Source organism: Nocardia panacis (assembly GCF_003598715.1).
Classification (GTDB): domain Bacteria; phylum Actinomycetota; class Actinomycetes; order Mycobacteriales; family Mycobacteriaceae; genus Nocardia; species Nocardia panacis.
In genome coordinates this window covers 355,041-373,357 of the sequence record NZ_QZFU01000036.1, presented here as the reverse complement: position 1 = coordinate 373,357, position 18,317 = coordinate 355,041, and the positions used below count along the sequence as shown (strand labels likewise).

General features: G+C 67.3%; 19 protein-coding genes. 16 read left to right on the top strand and 3 right to left on the bottom strand.

What is annotated here, in order from left to right:
• Nucleotides 1-58 precede the first annotated feature (58 nt).
• Together gabT and D5S18_RS27230 are read left to right on the top strand one after the other, a co-directional pair.
• Entirely contained in the window at nt 59-1,408 is a 1,350-nt protein-coding gene (gene gabT / locus D5S18_RS27235) for a 4-aminobutyrate--2-oxoglutarate transaminase (protein ID WP_120043935.1), read from the top strand.
• Between the two features lie 26 nt (nt 1,409-1,434).
• On the top strand, nt 1,435-2,889 hold the full coding sequence (locus D5S18_RS27230) for an NAD-dependent succinate-semialdehyde dehydrogenase (RefSeq protein ID WP_120043934.1): 1,455 nt from the start codon (nt 1,435-1,437) through the stop codon (nt 2,887-2,889).
• Between the two features lie 11 nt (nt 2,890-2,900).
• Here the strand turns inward: D5S18_RS27230 and D5S18_RS27225 are convergent, their stop codons facing one another.
• Together D5S18_RS27225 and D5S18_RS27220 are read right to left on the bottom strand one after the other, a co-directional pair.
• Nucleotides 2,901-3,509: a hypothetical protein gene (locus D5S18_RS27225; protein WP_120043933.1), complete on the bottom strand. Its 609-nt coding sequence runs from the start codon at nt 3,507-3,509 to the stop codon at nt 2,901-2,903.
• 5 nt (nt 3,510-3,514) lie between these two features.
• Nucleotides 3,515-4,714: a lectin gene (locus tag D5S18_RS27220; protein WP_120043932.1), complete on the bottom strand. Its 1,200-nt coding sequence runs from the start codon at nt 4,712-4,714 to the stop codon at nt 3,515-3,517.
• Nucleotides 4,715-4,982: 268 nt separating this feature from the next.
• Here D5S18_RS27220 and D5S18_RS27215 point away from each other — a divergent pair, with 268 nt between their 5' ends.
• Nucleotides 4,983-5,852 carry a MurR/RpiR family transcriptional regulator gene (locus D5S18_RS27215; RefSeq protein WP_120043931.1) on the top strand — a complete coding sequence of 290 codons (870 nt, stop codon included), beginning with the start codon at nt 4,983-4,985 and terminating at the stop codon, nt 5,850-5,852.
• A gap of 186 nt (nt 5,853-6,038) precedes the next feature.
• Nucleotides 6,039-7,139 (top strand): C45 family autoproteolytic acyltransferase/hydrolase, encoded by a 1,101-nt coding sequence (locus D5S18_RS27210; protein ID WP_203236934.1) that lies wholly within the window; start codon nt 6,039-6,041, stop codon nt 7,137-7,139.
• Between the two features lie 3 nt (nt 7,140-7,142).
• Here D5S18_RS27210 and D5S18_RS27205 read toward each other — a convergent pair whose 3' ends face one another.
• On the bottom strand, nt 7,143-7,847 hold the full coding sequence (locus D5S18_RS27205) for a LuxR C-terminal-related transcriptional regulator (RefSeq protein WP_120043929.1): 705 nt from the start codon (nt 7,845-7,847) through the stop codon (nt 7,143-7,145).
• A 307-nt stretch (nt 7,848-8,154) separates the two neighbouring features.
• Between D5S18_RS27205 and D5S18_RS27200 the strand changes: the two genes are divergently transcribed.
• Genes D5S18_RS27200 through D5S18_RS27145 form a run of 12 tightly spaced genes read left to right on the top strand, consistent with a single transcriptional unit; the run spans nt 8,155 to nt 18,314 of the window.
• On the top strand, nt 8,155-8,565 hold the full coding sequence (locus D5S18_RS27200; protein WP_147404200.1) for a hypothetical protein: 411 nt from the start codon (nt 8,155-8,157) through the stop codon (nt 8,563-8,565).
• Nucleotides 8,556-10,163, top strand: a complete 1,608-nt coding sequence (locus D5S18_RS27195; RefSeq protein WP_120043927.1) for a phage tail sheath family protein — start codon at nt 8,556-8,558, stop codon at nt 10,161-10,163. The genes D5S18_RS27200 and D5S18_RS27195 overlap by 10 nt, the downstream gene beginning before the upstream one ends.
• 21 nt (nt 10,164-10,184) lie before the next feature.
• Nucleotides 10,185-10,709, top strand: a complete 525-nt coding sequence (locus tag D5S18_RS27190) for a phage tail protein (protein ID WP_120043926.1) — start codon at nt 10,185-10,187, stop codon at nt 10,707-10,709.
• Between the two features lie 4 nt (nt 10,710-10,713).
• A complete protein-coding gene (locus D5S18_RS27185) occupies nt 10,714-11,364 on the top strand; it encodes a hypothetical protein (protein ID WP_120043925.1) in 651 nt (216 codons plus the stop codon).
• Complete coding sequence (locus D5S18_RS27180; protein WP_120043924.1) at nt 11,361-12,086, top strand: hypothetical protein; 726 nt, start codon at nt 11,361-11,363, stop codon at nt 12,084-12,086. Before D5S18_RS27185 ends, D5S18_RS27180 begins: the two co-directional genes overlap by 4 nt.
• On the top strand, nt 12,083-13,321 hold the full coding sequence (locus D5S18_RS27175) for a Pvc16 family protein (RefSeq protein WP_120043923.1): 1,239 nt from the start codon (nt 12,083-12,085) through the stop codon (nt 13,319-13,321). Before D5S18_RS27180 ends, D5S18_RS27175 begins: the two co-directional genes overlap by 4 nt.
• A complete protein-coding gene (locus D5S18_RS27170) occupies nt 13,321-15,456 on the top strand; it encodes an ATP-binding protein (RefSeq protein ID WP_120043922.1) in 2,136 nt (711 codons plus the stop codon). Before D5S18_RS27175 ends, D5S18_RS27170 begins: the two co-directional genes overlap by 1 nt.
• Nucleotides 15,453-15,701, top strand: coding sequence for a hypothetical protein (locus D5S18_RS27165; RefSeq protein ID WP_120043921.1), 249 nt, complete (start codon nt 15,453-15,455; stop codon nt 15,699-15,701). Before D5S18_RS27170 ends, D5S18_RS27165 begins: the two co-directional genes overlap by 4 nt.
• Nucleotides 15,698-16,339, top strand: a complete 642-nt coding sequence (locus tag D5S18_RS27160) for a hypothetical protein (protein ID WP_120043920.1) — start codon at nt 15,698-15,700, stop codon at nt 16,337-16,339. The genes D5S18_RS27165 and D5S18_RS27160 overlap by 4 nt, the downstream gene beginning before the upstream one ends.
• Before the next feature lie 13 nt (nt 16,340-16,352).
• Complete coding sequence (locus D5S18_RS27155) at nt 16,353-16,685, top strand: LysM domain-containing protein (RefSeq protein WP_120043919.1); 333 nt, start codon at nt 16,353-16,355, stop codon at nt 16,683-16,685.
• A complete protein-coding gene (locus D5S18_RS27150; RefSeq protein WP_120043918.1) occupies nt 16,678-17,799 on the top strand; it encodes a hypothetical protein in 1,122 nt (373 codons plus the stop codon). The genes D5S18_RS27155 and D5S18_RS27150 overlap by 8 nt, the downstream gene beginning before the upstream one ends.
• On the top strand, nt 17,796-18,314 hold the full coding sequence (locus tag D5S18_RS27145; protein ID WP_120043917.1) for a phage baseplate assembly protein V: 519 nt from the start codon (nt 17,796-17,798) through the stop codon (nt 18,312-18,314). The genes D5S18_RS27150 and D5S18_RS27145 overlap by 4 nt, the downstream gene beginning before the upstream one ends.
• The last annotated feature ends 3 nt before the right edge of the window (nt 18,315-18,317 follow it).

Sequence of the window (18,317 nt, the reverse complement as noted above, 5' to 3'; positions counted from 1 at the left end):
ACGCGATTTTCCCACCCGGATCTTCTCCCCTTCGACTCGACCTGGAGACCCCTTCGAAATGCATGACGCAACCCATCGGCTACCGCAACGCCGCGCCCTGGTCACCCCGCTGCCCGGACCGCGCTCGGCGGCACTGGCCGCGCGCCGCGACGCCGCCGTGGCCGCCGGAGTCGGTTCCACCGCACCGGTTTACGCGGCCGACGCGGACGGCGGCGTCCTTGTCGACGTGGACGGCAATTCGTTCATCGATCTCGGCTCCGGTATCGCGGTGACCTCGGTGGGCGCCTCGCATCCTCGGGTGGCGGCGGCGGTGGCCGAGCAGGCGGCCCGATTCACGCATACGTGTTTCATGGTCACTCCCTACGAGGGGTATGTCCGAGTGGCCGAGCAACTCGCCGAGCGCACCCCCGGCGCCCACGACAAGCGCAGTGTGCTGTTCAATTCCGGCGCGGAAGCGGTGGAGAACGCGGTCAAGGTGGCGCGCTTGGCGACCGGCCGCACCGCGGTGGTGGCCTTCGATCACGCCTATCACGGTCGCACCAATCTGACCATGGCGCTGACCGCGAAGAATATGCCCTACAAGGCGCGGTTCGGCCCGTTCGCGCCGGAGATCTACCGGATGCCGATGTCCTACCCGTTCCGCGATGAGCCGGGCCTGACGGGCGCGCAGGCGGCGCGGCGGGCGATCTCCAGGATCGAGGCGCAGATCGGCGTGGACTCGCTGGCGGCCATTGTCATCGAACCCATCCAGGGCGAGGGCGGATTCATTGTGCCCGCGCCGGGATTCCTTGCCGCGCTGGCGGATTGGGCGCGCGCACACGGCGTGGTGTTCATCGCCGACGAGGTGCAGACCGGATTCGCCCGCACCGGGGCGTGGTTCGCGTGCGAGCACGAGGGCGTGGTGCCCGACCTGATCGCGCTGGCCAAGGGGATCGCGGGCGGGATGCCGCTGGCGGCGGTCACCGGTCGCGCCGACCTGATGGACGCGGTGCATCCCGGCGGACTCGGCGGCACCTACGGCGGTAACCCGGTGGCCTGCGCGGCCGCCTCGGCCACCATCGCCGTCATGCGCGAGCTGGATCTGCCCGCGCGGGCGCGGGAGATCGAGGTCGCCGTGCTGCCCCGACTACGGGAGCTCGCGACCGAGACGCCGGTCATCGGCGATGTGCGCGGTCGAGGGGCCATGCTCGCGGTGGAACTGGTGCGCCCCGGCAGCACCGATCCGGCACCGGAACTGGCCAAGGCCGTTGCCGCCGAAGCGCTTTCGCAGGGCGTGCTGACGCTGACCTGCGGCACCTACGGCAATGTCATCCGGCTGCTGCCCCCGCTGGTGATCGGGGCCGACCTGCTCGCCGACGGTGTCGGCGTCCTCGCCGAGGCGCTGCGCGGCTGCGCGCGCCGACCGTAACGACCACCGACAGAGGAGATTTCATCATGCGCGAACGGGCCGATCTACTGGCGGCGGTGCCCAGAGGGCTGTGGCTGGGCGGCGAACAGGTCCCCGCGACCGGCGGCGGCGCCTTCCCGGTGCACGATCCGGCGACCGGCGCGGTGCTGACCGAGGTCGCCGACGCCACTGCCGCCGATGGCGCGCACGCTCTGGACGCCGCGGCGGCCGCGCAGCCCGGCTGGGCCGCGACCCCCGCCCGGCAGCGTGCCGAGATCTTGCGCCGCGCTTGGGAATTGATCAATGCCCGGCGCGACGACTTCGCCATGCTGATGACCCTGGAAATGGGCAAACCGCTGGCCGAGTCCTACGGTGAGGTCACCTACGGCGGCGAATTCCTGCGCTGGTTCGCCGAGGAGGCGGTCCGGATCAATGGCCGCTACACCCACTCCCCGTCGGGCGCGGGCCGCATTCTGGTCACCAAGCAGCCGGTCGGCCCCGCGCTGGCCATCACGCCGTGGAATTTCCCGCTCGCCATGGGCACCAGGAAGATCGCGCCCGCCTTCGCCGCGGGGTGCACCATGGTGGTCAAACCCGCCGCGGAGACACCGCTGACCATGCTGCTGCTCGGCGAGATCTTCGCCGAGGCCGGTCTGCCGTCGGGCGTGCTGTCCATCCTGCCGACCGCACGCGCCGCCCGGTTGACCGACCCGCTGTTCGCCGACGCGCGACTGCGCAAGGTGACCTTCACCGGTTCCACCGCGATCGGCAAAATCCTGCTGGCGCAGTCGGCTTCGCGCGTGCTGCGCACCTCGATGGAGCTCGGTGGCAATGCCCCGTTCGTGGTGTTCGCCGACGCCGACCTGGATGCCGCCCTCGACGGCGCGCTGGCGGCCAAGATGCGCAATACCGGCGAGGCGTGCACGGCCGCCAATCGTTTCCACGTCGACAACGCGGTGCGCGCTGAGTTCACCGACCGGTTCACCGAGCGGATGCGCGCGCTGAAGATCGGCGCCGGTCATCTGGATGGTGTGCAGGTCGGTCCGCTGATCAGTGAGGAACAGCGCGATTCGGTGGCCGAGTTGGTGGCCGATGCGGTGAGCAAAGGCGCGCGCATCACCACGGGCGGTGCGCGGGTGTCCGGGTCGGGCTACTTCTACGAACCCACCGTGCTCGCCGATGTGCCCGCCGAGGCGCGCATCCTGCGTGAGGAGGTCTTCGGGCCGGTCGCGGCGATCACCGGATTCGATGGCGAGGCGGCCGGTGTCGCGGCCGCCAATGCCACCGAATTCGGTTTGGCCGCCTACATTTACACCACCGACCTGGATCGCGCGCTGCGCGTGGCCGAATCCGTCGAATCCGGCATGGTCGGGATCAATCGGGGGATCATCTCCGATGTCGCCGCGCCGTTCGGCGGGATCAAGGAATCGGGTTTGGGCCGCGAGGCGGGCTCGGAGGGCATCGAGGAGTACCTGGAGACCAAATACATCGCGTTGCCGTAATTCTCATCCTTTCAGGAGGTGTGTGCGACCGGCTGTCGAGTAGCCACGTCCGAGCGGCGCGTGACGATCGTCGTCTGTCCAATCAGCGGAACCGATGATGTGCGAATGATATTGGTGTAGAGCCAGCCGGGTTGGCTGACCCACTCGTAGGTGCGGGCCGCCGTATTGTGCTTGAGCAGTCGGTTGTACAGATACCCCCGGTAGACGAAGGCGCGCTGCCCGGCGGGCACCTCGCAGGTGATCGATTTGGTGACGGATTTGTTGTACTCGGCGGTGAGGGTGAAGCTGAAACCGAAGGTCACATTGGCCTTGGCGACCACGGCGTCGATTTCGAACTGGGTGCTGAAATCGAAGGTGACCGAGGTGGACAGGCTGAATCCGGTGGTGACCGATTCGCTCCATGAGCTGTCGGAGGGCGATTCGGTATTGTCCAGGCAGACCAACTGTTCCAGATCGGGGGCGTAGAGCACCGCCGCGATCGGATTCGGATCGGCGAGATTGATGATCGCCGAATTGAGGAAGGTGTCCTTGTTCGCGGGCGGCATGGCCTGGAAGATCTTGACCTTCCGGTCCGAGGGCACCGGCTCGCGCGGCTCGGGAATTGGTGTTGGGTCCGACATTTCGACTACTCCTCTACCGGGCAGAGCGCGAGATCGTCGTCGAGTTGCTCGCTGATGGTGGTCGGGTTGACACGGTCCTTGTAGACCGAGGGGTACAGCAGGGAGCGGATCCAGATATCCATATTGGTCGGATGGGTGGTTCCGCCGTTCTTGTCCTTGCGGCGGTATTCGCTGATGCGAATCCGCCATTTGATGCCGATGACCCCGGCGCCCGTCGCACCGACCACATTCCCGAGCGAATCGTATTGCGGGTCGCCCGCGAGGAATATGTAGCGCTCCAGATCCTCCTGGGTCTTGGGATCGCGGCTGTCGTAGTCCTTGAGGCTCGTGGGCATCAGGGGGAGTACGAGATTGGACAGGAAGGCGGTCATATCCGTCTGATCCAGGCCCTCCGCCGTCGCGGCCGAGGCATTGTAGGCGAGGGTGATGTACTTGTCCTTGATGGCGTCGGCGCTGGACATATTGCCCTCGTAGGACTCGGGCCGCCGATATGTCTCGCCCCAGCGTCGCGTCGGCTGCTCACCCTTGCGGCAGTTGTTTCGATTGTTCTTCAGCGATTTGCCCGCCAGACAGTCGAAGGTTCGCGCGCTCACCAACTCGGCCAGCGAGGTCGCCCACTCGTTGATCGCCGGGCTGTCCTTGGGCACCCAGGTGCCGACCGCGGCGGGGGTGATGTCGAGCAGGCTCAGTTTCGTCAACATCAGGGTGGTGAACGGATTGTGTTCGACGAATCCACCCGCGAATTCCGCCGCAGCGGCATCGCGCCAATGTTCCACGGGGGAAAGCTGATTCACGAAATCTACGCCGCCCGGATTATCGCGCAGGATGGCGTGGAAGAACTCGGCGGCGCCCGGATCGGCGGCCGCCTTCCGCACGGACTTTCCGCCCTCGGGATCGAAATGCAGCCGGGCGATGCGCCGACGGAATTCGTCGGCCTCGGTGCCGATCTCGCGCCGCAGCCGATCTCGTCGCTGACCGATGAACCAGCCCTGGTTGCTATGACGTTGTGATGATGGCAGTTTGGCCTGCACATCGGCGATGAACTGGCCGAGCTGTTCGGTGCTGGTCTGCTCGCAGGTGAGGCCGATCCTGTTGAGCATCTGTTTCAGTTCCTGCACCGAGGGCCGCGTCGGCTCCTTGGACTCCTCGATATCGATCCGTTCCCGGCGGATGGGCACCGGTTCGTACACACGCGGTGAACTCATGAAATACCCCACTCGTCGCGCACGCCGACCGCCGCGTCAGCGCCGACGGTGGGCCGTGCCGAAGCACCTGGCAGAGACCACATGTTGGGACACGTGAAAACTGGTCTGCCACAGTGACTTCCGAATCCCCTTGCGAAAGCCATTCTGGCACAGCGGTGCTTGGGTTGGTAGCGAAATCAGTAGCAACCGAACGGGTATTGCGCACGCTGGGAGGCTGGGTCGTGGCCGGCATAGTGTGCGCTGTAGCACATCGCCGAGGAGAGGGTCGATGAGGGAATCACTCGCCGAGCGCATTGCCGGCAAGCTGGCAGGGATGCCGCCCGCCGAACGGGTGGTCGCAGAATATCTGCGCAGGCACAGCGAGGAGGCGCTGCTGGCGACCGCGCAGCAGATCGCGACCGCGACCGAGACCAGCGATGCCACGGTGGTGCGGACCGTGAAAAGCCTCGGCTACGGCAGTCTTCAGGAGTTGCGGCGGGAGCTGGCCATGGAGGTGGCCCTGTCGCGCGGACCCGAGGTCGACCGGAGCGCGGTCGGTGATTCGGTCCTGGAGCGGGTTTTCGCCGCCGCCGCGGTGGACTTGACGAAGACGCTGCGGTCGATCCCCGTCGACGATTTCACCCGCGCCGTGCAGCTGCTGGCCGAGGCCGAGACGGTGCACGCGTTCGGAATGGGGGTCAACGGTCTGCTGGCCGAATATCTCGCCATGCGGTTGACGCGGATCGGTCGGCGGGCGCGGGCGAGTCGGGTCGGCGGCTTGGCGTTGGCCGAGGATCTGCTGCGCCTGTGCGAGACCGATGTGATGGTGCTCTACCTGACGCCGCCGATCGCGAATGACTACCAGGTCGCGCTCGACCACGCGGCCACGGTCGGCGCGCGGGTGCTGGTGATCGTGGACGAACTGTGCGCCCCGCTGGTGGACAAGGTCGACGTGGTGCTTCCGGCCTATCGCACCTGCCGGACGATGGACGGGCAAAGGCTCGGGGGCGAGGTGCTCACCACCGCGCTGGTGGTGAGCCTGACCCTGCGTGATGAACCCGCCGCCACGGTCTCCGCCGAGACGCTGACCGCGCTGGCCGCCAGGCTGGTCACCGACGGCCGCGATGCGGCGCACACGCGCAAGCGTGTGAAGCCGTGACACCGAGCGTGGCCGAATCATACGAGCGCGCAGCGAGATTCGTGTGCGCTCGCCGGAAGTGCCCGCACCGATGATCCGAGAGCACGCCCCCATATTGGGGGCTCGCGCGTGGTTGACACCGTCGAAGCGAACGCTACAAACTCGTTGCCAGTTGTAGCAACATTTCAGATAGGGCGTCGAATGTTGATGATCGAGATCGAGGGCGGCGCCCGGCAGCGCGGGCTCACCTACGGCGAGGCGGCGCGCGAGCAGATTCGCGCTTCGATCGACTACTACCGGGGAGTCTTCGCGGCCTGCGATCCTTCGGGCGCGCCGGGTCTGCAATGGCCGGACGTTCTGGCCGCCGCCCGTGGCTGGCGGCGCGTGATCGCTCGCGCCGCACCGGAATTGCTGATCGAGATGGATGCCATCGCCGAGGGCGCGGATCTGCACGAGGACGAGATCCTGGCCCTCAATGCCCGCACCGAGATCCTGACCCGCCCCGATTTCGGCTTCGGCGAATGCTGTGCGTTCGCCCTGGTGCCGGAGGCCACCGCCGACGGCCACGTCTACTGCGGACAGAATTGGGATTGGCGGGCGGGCGCGGCATCGAGCGTGGTGTCGCTGCGCATCGTGCAACCACCCAAACCCACCATCGTCATGCCGGTGGAGGCGGGGCAAATCGCAAGGCACGGTGCGAATTCCGCCGGTATCGCGCTGAACGCGAGCGCACTCGACGGCGCGTTCGGCACGCCGACGGGCCTACCGCAGACCATCCTGCGCCGGATGATCCTCGACGCCGACAACCTGCACGATGCCCTGGCCGTCCCGTACAACCACCGCCAGCAGATCGCCGCCAATCTGCTGTTCACCCACCGCGACGGCATCACCATCGATCTGGAGACCACCCCGCTCGGCCACAATCACGGCGAGCCGCGCGCGGGAGTCCTGGTGCACGGCAACCACTATCGCTACGGCACCCCGGATGCGGCCCGCAAGCTGAGCGCGATCGATTCGCTGTTCCGGGTGCAGGTGATCGAGCGCGGACTGGCCGCCGCGCGGGCCGGGGATGTCCGCGCGATCATCGCGCGCACCCTGTCCGATCACAGTGCCTACCCGCATTCGGTGTGCTGCCATCCCGACGAGCGCGCCGCCGAGATGACCAGGTACAAGACCATTGCCTCCAGCATCGTCGATTTGACGACGGGGGAGTTCCTGGTCACCGGGGGCAATCCGTGCGAGAACGACTATCGGCCGCTGCCGTGGAATCTTTTCGACGGGCCGCCCGGCGTCCGCTACGGCGGGTGAGAGCTACTCCTGCAGACATCGGGCGATCTCGGCGCGCTGCCCGGCGCCGAGTTTGTCGAGAATATTGTGCACGTGGTTCTTGACCGTGCACAGTTCGATCCCGAGCCGGTCGGCGATGGCTCGATTGCTCAATCCGAGCGCCACCTGGTCGGCGATCTCGCGCTCCCGCGCGGTCAACCGGAATTTGGTGGCGTAGGGGAGGCGATCGTCGGCCATGGCCCCGATGCGGCGCATCAGGATTCCGGTGATGCCGGGTGGACAGCGCATCTCGCCGACCATGGCGTGGCGAACGGCCGCGATCAGATCATCGAGGGTGCCCTCCCGCGACACATAGCCGACAATGCCCGCCTCGGCGCAGGCCACCACCGACTGTCCGGTCTCGGGCAGGGCCAGCGCCACCACGTGCACACCGGGCAACTCCCTGGTGAAAACCCTGGCGGCCGACACCCCGGCGGCCGCCGACATATCGAGCAGCACCACCTGGGCGGCGATTCGACGGGCCGCCCCGACCGCGTCGATCGCCTCCTCACAGGTGCTGACCTCGGCGACGTCGTCGAGTGCGCGCAGCACCGCCGCCAAACCGTCGCGATACAACCTGATCGGCGACACGATCACAATGCGTAATGCCCCGGCATCGGCGGTGCGATTCGGCGCGTCGGCGCCGAATCCGGCTGCTGCCTCCCCCGGCGGCTGGAATTGGTGGACCATCCGCGCTCCTTAGAACACCGGTGCGCGCAGGCTTCCCGTCTCCGCCCGATTCCGCACTGCCCTTGCGACCGATACTCCCGAATTCTCGCAGATTCGCGGCCGGATCCGGAGCGGTTGGTCCACGGTGAGATGCCGGTGAAATCTCCGCTGCCAGCGGTTTCGCCGAACTGGTCGGCCGGTTCGCGCGGTGCGGGTCCGGATCGGGTTCAGAGGAAGTCGGACCCGTTCGATCCATTGTCGCGGGCCGAGGCCGCGCGCGTTACTGGATGCGGTGACGCCCATGGCGGGCGTCGGCTGCGAGGGACTGATGAACGATACGACCGAGACCACGGTGGCACTCGTCGCATGCTCGGGCATCCTCGGCGGACTGATCCGCGGCTGTGTCGGCGGACGCGCCGATATGACGGTGGTCGACATGCCCGTGGTCGATGAAGCCACCGCGGGCGATCCGGGCGACCTCGCCCACCGCCTGCGCCGTCTGGCCCCCGATGTCGTGGTCTGGCAATTCGACAGCGACGCGCTCTTGGAGCAGCGGCCCGAATTCTTCGGCGTCACCGGCGGATTCCCGATCATCGCGATCATCGATGACGGTCGCGGCAGCGCCCTGTGGCGGCTGCTGCCGCAGCGCACCACGCTCGACGCGCCCTCATTCGACACCCTCGTCGACACGATCCACGCCGTCACGGCACCGTCAGAGGAGAACCGGTCATGCCAGTGAGTCCGACCTATCCAGGCGTATACATCGACGAATTGCCCAGCGCGGTCCGCACCATCGTCGGGGTTCCCACCTCGATCGCGGCCTTCGTCGGCTGGGCTCCGCGCGGGCCGGACGAGGCGGTGCACATCACCAGCTTCGACGACTATGTGCAGAACTACGGCGGCCTGAACGCCAATAGTCCGATGAGTCAGGCGGTGTACCAGTTCTATCTGAACGGCGGCAGCGAGGCCGAGATCGTTCGGTTGGCGGGCAGTGGCAGCACGGCGGCGACGATCCAGCTGAAACCCGCGGCGGCCGGGACACCTCCGACAGGCGGGTTTCCGCTGCTGACGGCGATCAGCAAGGGCGCGTGGGGCATGAACCTGTGCGTGCGGGTCGACTACAACACCGCCACCGTCGATTCGAAGCTCTACAACCTCAGTGTCTTCGACTCCGGAACCGGAACGCTGGAGACCTACCTCAATGTCACCACCGACAAGACCAGCCCGAATTACCTGCCGAATTTATTGAGCGGGTCGCAATTGATCACGCTCGCGGCAGCTGCGGATGTGACGACCCGGCCCGATAAGCACAAGGATCTCCCGCCGGGAACCGACCCGTTCGGCGACGCGACAAAGGCGGGCGATCCACCCGATGGCTGGTTCTCGGTGCCCGCCGCGGGCAGTGGCACCGATGCCACCGCGGTCACCGCCGACGACTACGCGGGCGACGGTGCGAGCACCGGGATATACCAACTGTTGCAGACCGACATCTTCAATATGCTCTGCCTGCCCGGACTGCTCGACGTCACCGGCGATATCAACGGAGTGCAGGACAAGGCGCTCAAAATGTGCGTCGATCGGCGCGCCATGTTCATCGTCGATCCGCCGAAAACGTGGGTCACGGTCAACGACGCCGCCGATCCGACCAAGGCCCACCATCTCACCGGGCCGAACACGAAGAACGCGGCGATCTACTTCCCGAATATCCGAATGGGAAATCCGCTGCACAAGGGCGCGGTCGAATCGTTCCCGCCCTGCGGGGTCCTGGCCGGAATCTGGGCGTCCACCGATGTGGCGCGCGGCGTGTGGAAGGCTCCGGCGGGCACCGACGCTTCGCTCAATGGGGTCGACAGCCTCGGCGGCGCCAAACCGCTGAAGATCACCGATCCGCAGAACGGCATCCTGAATCCCTTGGGTATCAACTGCCTTCGCGTATTCCCGGTGATCGGACCGGTGTCCTGGGGCGCGCGCACCATGCGCGGCGCGGATCGACTCGCCGACCAGTGGAAATATCTGCCGGTGCGCAGGCTCGCGCTCTTCCTCGAGGAGAGCCTGTATCGCGGCACCCAGTGGGTGGTGTTCGAACCCAATGACGAACCGCTGTGGTCGTCCATCCGGCTCAATGTCGGTGCTTTCATGAACAACCTGTTCCGCCAGGGCGCCTTCCAGGGGCAGACACCGCAGCAGGCGTACCTGGTGAAATGCGACAGCACGAACAATCCGCAGAACGATATCGATCGCGGCATCGTCAATATCCTGGTCGGCTTCGCACCGCTGAAGCCCGCAGAGTTCGTGATCATCCACATTCAGCAGTTGGCCGGTCAGATCCAGGTCTGACGCAGGGAAGGACGTGCAGAGATGGCCGAGGGCAAGACGAAACGGCGCGATCCGTTCAAGAATTTCCGATTCCGGGTGAAGCTCAGTGGCGGCAACGACTACATACTCGGTGTCAGCAAGGTGACCGGATTCAAGCGGACCACCGAGGTGATCAAGCACCGGGCGGGCGGTGATCCGGCGACCAGCACCAAGCTGCCGGGGCGCACCGAATACGACCCGATCGTGCTCGAGCGGGGCGTCACCACCGACAAGGCGTTCGAGCAGTGGGCCAACCGGGTGTGGAGTTTCACCAATTCGGCGGGTGGTATGGAGACCTCGCTCAAGGACTTCCGTCAGGATCTGGTGGTGGACGTCTTCAACGAGGGCGGTCAGAAGGTGCTCTCGTATCAGGTGTTCAACTGCTGGGTCTCGGAGTGGCAGCCGGTCTCGGATCTGGATGCCAATGCCAATGCCGTCGCGATTCAACATATCAGGCTGGAGAACGAGGGGTGGGTGCGGGCCGATGTGCCCGATCTGCCCGAGGTCTCCTTCACCGATCCGGCGTGATCCGATGAGCGGGACACGACACGGCGCGCAGGCCGAACTGCTGGCGCTGTGGGAATCCGCCGTGACGCGCCCGCCGATCGGGCGGGCGCTGGTGCTCGCCGTGGCGGGTGGCGCGGACCCGCGCACCGTCGCCGATCTGCCCGTCGGGCGGCGCGACGAGTTCGTCATGGCGCTGCGGGAGCGGTGGTTCGGGGCCGGATTCGACTGCGTCGTGGACTGTCCCGAATGCGCGGCGGAGTTGGAGTTGGGGTTGCGCCCCGAGGATATCCGACGCGAAACACCTTCCGCCGTTGTCGATTCGGCGGGATATCGGGCGATCACCTCGCGGGATCTGCTCGCGGCGGCGCGCGCCGAGGATCCCAGACGCGAGTTGCTGAGCCGCTGCGTGCCCGAGGGGGGCGACGGGGTCGAGATGCTCGCCGCGCTCGATCCGCAGGCCGATGTGCTGGTCGAATTGGACTGTGCCGTCTGCGGATTCGCCTGGTCGGCGCCCTTCGATATCGGGGGGTACCTGTGGGCGGAAATGGATGCCGACGCGCGCAGGCTGCTCTCGGAGGTGCACGTATTGGCCTCGGCCTACGGATGGTCGGAGGCCGAGGTGCTGGCCGTCGGACCCGCCCGTCGCAGGCGCTATCTGGAAATGGTGGCGTCATGACGGATTTCGTGGATCGACTGCTGGGGCGCGGCCGGATCGCGGGTATTCGGCCGTTGATTCCGACACTGTTCGAACCGCTTTCGGCGCGTGGCGGGGACATGGAGTTGCCCATGGGGCAGTTCACCGATACCGGGCACGATTCGGCCGAGGTCGGCGTTGATCCGGCGCGGCCGGATCAACGAGCGGAATCGCTTCGAGTGCAGTCCGGTTCGCCGGTGTCGCAAGCCGTTCACCTCGCGGTATCCGGTCTGCCCGGTTTATCCGCGCCCGGCAGGCCGCGGCCCGCCCGATCAGGGTTGCCGGGTTCCGCCTCTGCCGTGTCCGTGCCGACTACCACCAATTCTTCCGAATCGAACACGATCGAAGTGAGTTCTGCCATGTACACGGTCGAATCCGTCGTCGAGGCAGTGGAATTCGCGCGGACCCTGGTGGAACGCACCTCCTCCGCGCAGACCATCGTCGAACACGCACCGGTCCTCGACTCCGCGCGGACCACTGCGCCGCGCTCGGCGGATCCGACACCGCCCGGTCCGATTTCGCGGCGGGCGCGAGCCGCGCGCGGCGCGGGCGTCGAACCCGAGGTCCGGATCAGTATCGGACGGGTCGAGATTCGCAGCGCCGCTTCCGGTTCCGAGCCGACCCGCCGCGCCGAGGCGCCGAAGCGGCCGCAGGTCAGCCTGGAGGACTACCTGCGCGAGCGGGACGCGAGGGGGCGGGGATGAGCGACGCGCGGGCCATCGAGGCGGTGACCAAGACACTGCTGCATCTGATCGGCGAATCGGTCAACGACTCCGGGCTGGGCTTCGGCGGCGCGGTCAAGGTGATCGCCCAGCCGCCGCACGAGGTGCGCACCGAGATCGAACCGCTGCAATGCAATCTGTTCCTGTATCGGACCGAGGTGGACGCGGCGCTGCGCAACGCGGATCCGCTGGACCTGTTGCCGGGTGAGTCGGGCGATCCGGCGCTGCCGCTGGTGCTGCACTACCTGATCACGCCCTACATTCAGGGCGGTAGGGATACCGACGCGCACCGGGTTCTCGGCCTGGCGGTGCGCGCCATTCACGAGCAGACCCTGTTGACCTCGGCGCGGCTCACCGATTCCGGCCCGTTCAGCAATGTCGCTGCCCAACTGGATCGGATACGAATCACCTGGCAGCCCTTGGGCGAGAGCGACATCTACTCGCTGTGGTCGGCATTTCAAGCGCCGTACCGGCTTTCGGCGGCCTTCGAGGTGCGGGCGGTGCTCATCGACAGCAGACGGCCCCGACGCGCTCCGGTGCCGGTGCTCAAGCGCGGCGCGGCCGATCAGGGGCCGGTGGCGCAGGGCGATATCGCCTCGCCGTTCCCGGAGCTGCAAAGCGCTGCCCCGCAGAACAATCAAGCCTCCGCGCACCCCGGTGAGGCCGTGCTGCTGCACGGTGCGAAGCTGGGCGCGTCCTCGGCACGGGTCGAGTTGACCCATCCGCTGCTGGCCGCGCCGCTCGTCATCCCGGCCTCTGGTGTCGCCGCCGACAGCGTGCGCTTCACCCTTCCCGCCGCGGGTGTGCCCGCCGGACTGTGGTCGGTGGCCCTGATCCTCACCGATACCGTTGCCGGGGAAGAGGTCTCGACCAGCACCAATGGCGTGCCGCTGAGTGTCGCCCCGCGCGTCACCAGCGGCATGCCGATGACGGTGGCGCGCGATCCGGCAGGCGCCGCGACGGTGCACCTCACCTGCGACCCACCGGTGCTCGCGGGCCAGCCCGTCGTCCTGATCGCCGATGGTCGCTCGGTCGCCGAGAAGCGCACCGACACCGCGACCCCGGTCACCGGAACGGCTTTGACCTTCGTCATCGCGGCCGCCGCGCCCGGTCGCCACCTGCTGCGCCTGCGCGTCGGCGGCGTCGACAGCCGCCTGGTCGACCGGTCGCAACCCAAGCCGCGCTTCGACCCTACGCAAACCCTGACGGTGACCTGATGACCACGCCGCTCGCACCCTCGGAATGGGAATCGGCCAATGCCCGGTTCCTGTCGGCCTCCCTGAGCTGGATTCGGTTGCTGCTGCAGCGGCATCTGGCCGAGCATGCGCACCAGACTGCGCCGCAGGCCCGAAACGAGGATGCGGGGGAGCGGCCGAGTGTCGATGCACCACGGAGTTGGTGGCGGGGGAGCGCGGCGCGGGTCGCCGATGCGGGCAACACCACCCGTGCGGATGGTGTGCCGCTCGATGACGTCTCGTTCAGCGGCAGTCCGCGTGGTTCCGGCGCGGTGAGTGACAAGGAGATCACTGCGGCTGCCGCGGAAATCGCCGCGGCCGAGTCTGTTTCGCCGGAGCCCGCACTGGTGCGGTTGGCGCAGCGCCTCGGTCTGTCGCGGTTCGAGCGCGACACCCTGCTGCTGTGCGCCGCGGTCGAGTTGGATCCGGTGGCCGGGGCGCTGTGCGCCCGGATCAACGGCGATGCCCAGCGGCGGTGCCCGACATTCGGATTGGCGCTCGCGGTGCTCCCGGATCCGGCGTGGGAGGTGGTCTCACCGCATGCGGGACTGCGGTATTGGCGATTGGTGGAGCTGACGCGGTGGGCAGGCGACGGTGTCATCGGGGCCGGGTTGGCGGCCGACGAGCGGATCGTCAACTACCTCAAGGGACTCAACCACCTCGACGACCGGCTGACACCCCTGCTCACCCACCTCGATCCGCCTTCGGGAACGCTGCCGCCCTCGCAGTGGCGAGTGGTCGAGACCGGGGCCGAGCACTGGCGCTGCGAGGTCGCGCCGGTGCTGCAACTGGCGGGGCCGGATCCGGCCGCCAAGCGCGCCATCGCCGCCTGTGCCGCCGCCGAATGCGGGCTGGCCGCCTATCAATTGCCCGCGGCCATGCTGCCGCAGAGCGCGGTCGATCTGGATGGTCTGGCGCGACTGTGGGACCGGGAGTCGGCGCTGCTGCCGCTGGCGCTGTACGTGGATGCCGAGGCGGTGGACGAGACCGGTCCGGAACCTCCGTCGCTGGGCCGGTTCCTGTCCCGGCTCGCCGGGCGCTGCGTGCTCGCGACGCGGGAGAGCTGGTCGGATCTGGGTCGCCCCTCGGTGGTGCTCGACGCGGCCGCGCCGACGCCCGCCGAGCGGGCGCGGGTGTGGCGCGAATCGCTGCTTCCCACCGCGGATCCGGTCGCGATCGATGCGCTGGCGGCGCAATTCGCGGTGGAGGAGGCCGAGATTCGCGCGGTCGCCGAGATGGCGGGCGGTCGGGCCGAGGCCGCGTGGCCCGCCTGCCGGGGACGCACCCGGCCGCGGATGGACGCACTGGCGCAGCGCCTGGAGCCGAGAATCGACTGGGACGATATCGTGCTGCCCGACCCGGTGCTGCGTCTGCTGCACCAGGTGGCCGACCAGGTCGAGCACCGGACCATGGTCTACGAACAGTGGGGTTTCGGCGCGCGGATCAGTCGCGGCCTCGGCGTCAGCGTCCTGTTCGCGGGGCCGAGCGGCACCGGCAAGACCATGGCCGCCGAAGTGCTTGCCGCGCAATTGAAGCTGGACCTGTATCGGATCGATCTGTCGGCCGTGGTGAGCAAGTACATCGGTGAGACCGAGAAGAATCTGCGCCGACTGTTCGACGCGGCCGAGGGCGGGGGCTGCATCCTGTTCTTCGACGAGGCCGATTCGCTCTACGGCACCCGCAGTCAGGTCAAGGACGCCCACGACCGCTACGCCAATATCGAGATCAACTATCTGCTGCAGCGCATGGAGACCTATCGCGGGCTGGCCATCCTGGCCACCAACCTGCGCAGCGCCCTCGATCCGGCCTTTCTACGCAGGCTGAGGTTCATCGTGGAATTCCCGTTCCCGAGTCCGGCCGAGCGAAAGACCATCTGGCGGAAGTCGTTTCCGGCGGCGGCGCCGACCGAGGACCTGGATTTCGAGCGGTTGGCGGCCATGTCGGTCAGCGGCGGCATGGCCCGCAATATCGCGGTCAATGCCGCCTTCCTGGCCGCCGCCGATGGCGCGCGGATCGGCATGCGCCACGCCTTGGCCGCCGCCCGCTCCGAATTCGAGAAGCTCGAACTGCCGGTCCGCGACCGCGATTTCGCCGTCGACGAGGTGGGCGCGCCATGACCATCGAGTTGCGCATCGACCGAATCATCCTGACGGACACCGCGGTTCGTCCGACGGACCTCGCCGCCGCCATTCGCGTCGAACTGGCCCGCCTGCTCTCCGATTCGCCCGGCGGGTGGCGGCGCGCCGCGCGCACCCGCGTCACCGTCGTCATGCCCGCACCGAAATCGGGCGAATTGGGCCGTGCCATAGCGCATTCGGTGTATTCGGCGCTGCGCCGAACCGGGGAGGGAGAACTCCGATGAGCACATTCCCGAGGCGAGCCAAGCCGCTGCGCGGCGGTTTCGTCATGGTCGATCCGGATACCGGACGACCGCAGAAGACCATTCCGTTCCAATACAACCCGGATACACTCACGCGCACCCTTCAGCCGCAGGGCATCGGCAACGAGCCCGGCGACAGACTCGAGGTGCTGCGCCTGAAGGGTCCGCCGCACGAAACCTACAAATTCGACGCGGAATTCGACGCCTCCGACCTGGCCGACGGCGCCGATCTGCCCGCCGACGGCCTGTATCCGGTGCTGTCGGCGATCGAGGTGAGTATGTATCCGAGCGTGCCGCAACTGTGGGAGGAGTACGACCTCGCCACCAAGGGCACCTTGGAGATCGCGCCGGTGGAATCGCCGCTGACGGTGCTGGTGCTCGGCCCGCGCCGGGTGCTGCCGGTGCGGATCACCGATTTCAGTGTTACCGAGGAGGAATTCGATCAGGCGCTGGCCCCCGTGCGCGCGAAGGCGAGTATCGGAGTTCGGGTCCTGACCGTGGACGACCTGGGTTACACGCACAAGGGTGGGCTGCTCTACCTGGCCTACCAGGGGCAGAAGGAGCGCATGGCCGCTCCCGTCGATTCCGGACTCGGCACGCTCGGCGTGTCCTCGATTTGAAGGTGGTGCGCCGATGTTCGCCGTGACCAGTCGCTTCTACGGGATCCCGACCGCCGTGCTGCGCACACCCGATGGACGCGTGCTCACCTACGTGCGCCGCCGCATCCTCCCGCATCCGGAAGATCTGGCGCAGACCGGGACCTACCTGGTGCGCCCGGCCCAGCGCCCGGATGTGGTGGCATTCGCCGTCTTCGGCGACGCCGAACAGTGGTGGCGGCTCGCCGACGGCAATCGCGTCGTCGATCCCGACGAGTTGACCGCCGTGCCCGGTCGGGTCCTGCGCATCACCCTGCCCGCCGCGATCCCGGCCGCGGGGCTGATCACACCGGGAGCGGCCAATGGGTAAGAGCCTGCAGATCAATCTCATGATCGGTGGGGTCGTCGCGGTGCCCGCGCCCCGCCCGCTGATCGACGCGCTGCAAACGATCCAGGTCACCTCCGGCGCGGGCACGCGCAGCGGTTTCCAGTTGACCTTCGCGGTGAGCAAGAACTCGATCATCACCAGCACCCTGCTGCCGACCGGTCTGCTCGACCCGCCCGCGCGGGTGGTGCTGACCGGTCTGCTCGGCGGACTGCCCGACGTGCTGATGGACGGGGTGATCACCCGCCACGAACTGAGTCCGTCCGAGACGCCGGGCCAGTCGACGCTGACCGTCACCGGCGAGGATCTGACCCTGCTGATGGATCTGCGCCACGAGCACGCCTGCTTCCCGGCCATGCCGTTCAACGTGCGGGTCATGCTGATCGTGCTGAAATACGCGCAGTACGGCATGATTCCGGCTGCGGTGCCCCCGGTGATCATCAGTGTGCCCAATCCGTTGCAGAGCATCCCCGTGCAGTCGAGCACCGACCTGGAGTACGTCCAGGCATTGGCCTCGGAGGCGGGCTACACCTTCTACCTCATTCCGGGACCGGCGCCCGGTGTGAGCACCGCGTACTGGGGTCCGGAGGTGCGGGCCGGAATCGTGCAGCCCGCGTTGACGGTGAACAGCGATACCGCCACCAATGTCGAATCGCTGTCCTTCGGCTTCGACGGCCTGTCCCGCACCCAGTACACCATGCATTTCACCGAGCCGAATACGAAAATCGGTATCTCCGTGCCGGTTCCGGATATCTCGCTGCTGCGCCCGCCGCTGGCCCCGCGACCCGCGGTGGCGCTGCGGGAGCAGCCGCTGCCCGATATCGACGGTCGGCCGCTGATGGATATCGCGCTGCGCGGATTGAGCAAGACCACGCAGGCCGCCGACGCGGTGACCGCGCAGGGCAAACTCGATGTGCTGCGCTACGGGCAAGTGTTGAAATCGCGCAGCCTGGTCGGTGTGCGCGGGGCGGGACTCAACTACGACGGCCTCTACTACGTCAAAAGCGTCACCCACGACATAAAACGCGGCGAATACAAGCAGAGCTTCTCCCTGACCCGCGACGGATTCGGTCCGCTTTTCCCGAAGGTGCTGCCATGACAACCGATGCCAAGAAATTCAATGGTGTCTACCACGGTGTCGTGGTGGGCAATGTGGATGTCACCGGCGGCAACCGGGTGATGGTCCAGGTGCAGGATGTGCTGGGCGAGGACCCGTGCATCTGGTGCGAACCGGTCACCCCGATTCCGGGCATGGTGGTGGTGCCCATGGTCGGCACGGGCGTGATCGTGCAATTCGTGGACGGCGATATCGATCGCGGCAAGTGGACCGGATTCTGGCCCGACGACCTGGACGAGATCCACCCGATCGCCTCGGCGGTGCCACCGGGCGTGCCGAAGGTCGTGATGGGCACCTCATTGCAGAACACCCTGCTGATCACGGATCTGCCCGGACCGACCGGCGGTATCCAATTGCAGATCAAATCCCCCGGCGGGCCGTCGATCAAGCTCGACGAGACCGGGATCGTGCTTTCCGGCGGCCCCGGCGGTGCGTCGATCCGGATCACGCCGGTGGCGGTGTTCATCAATGACACGGCCCTGATCATCAAGCGATAGGAG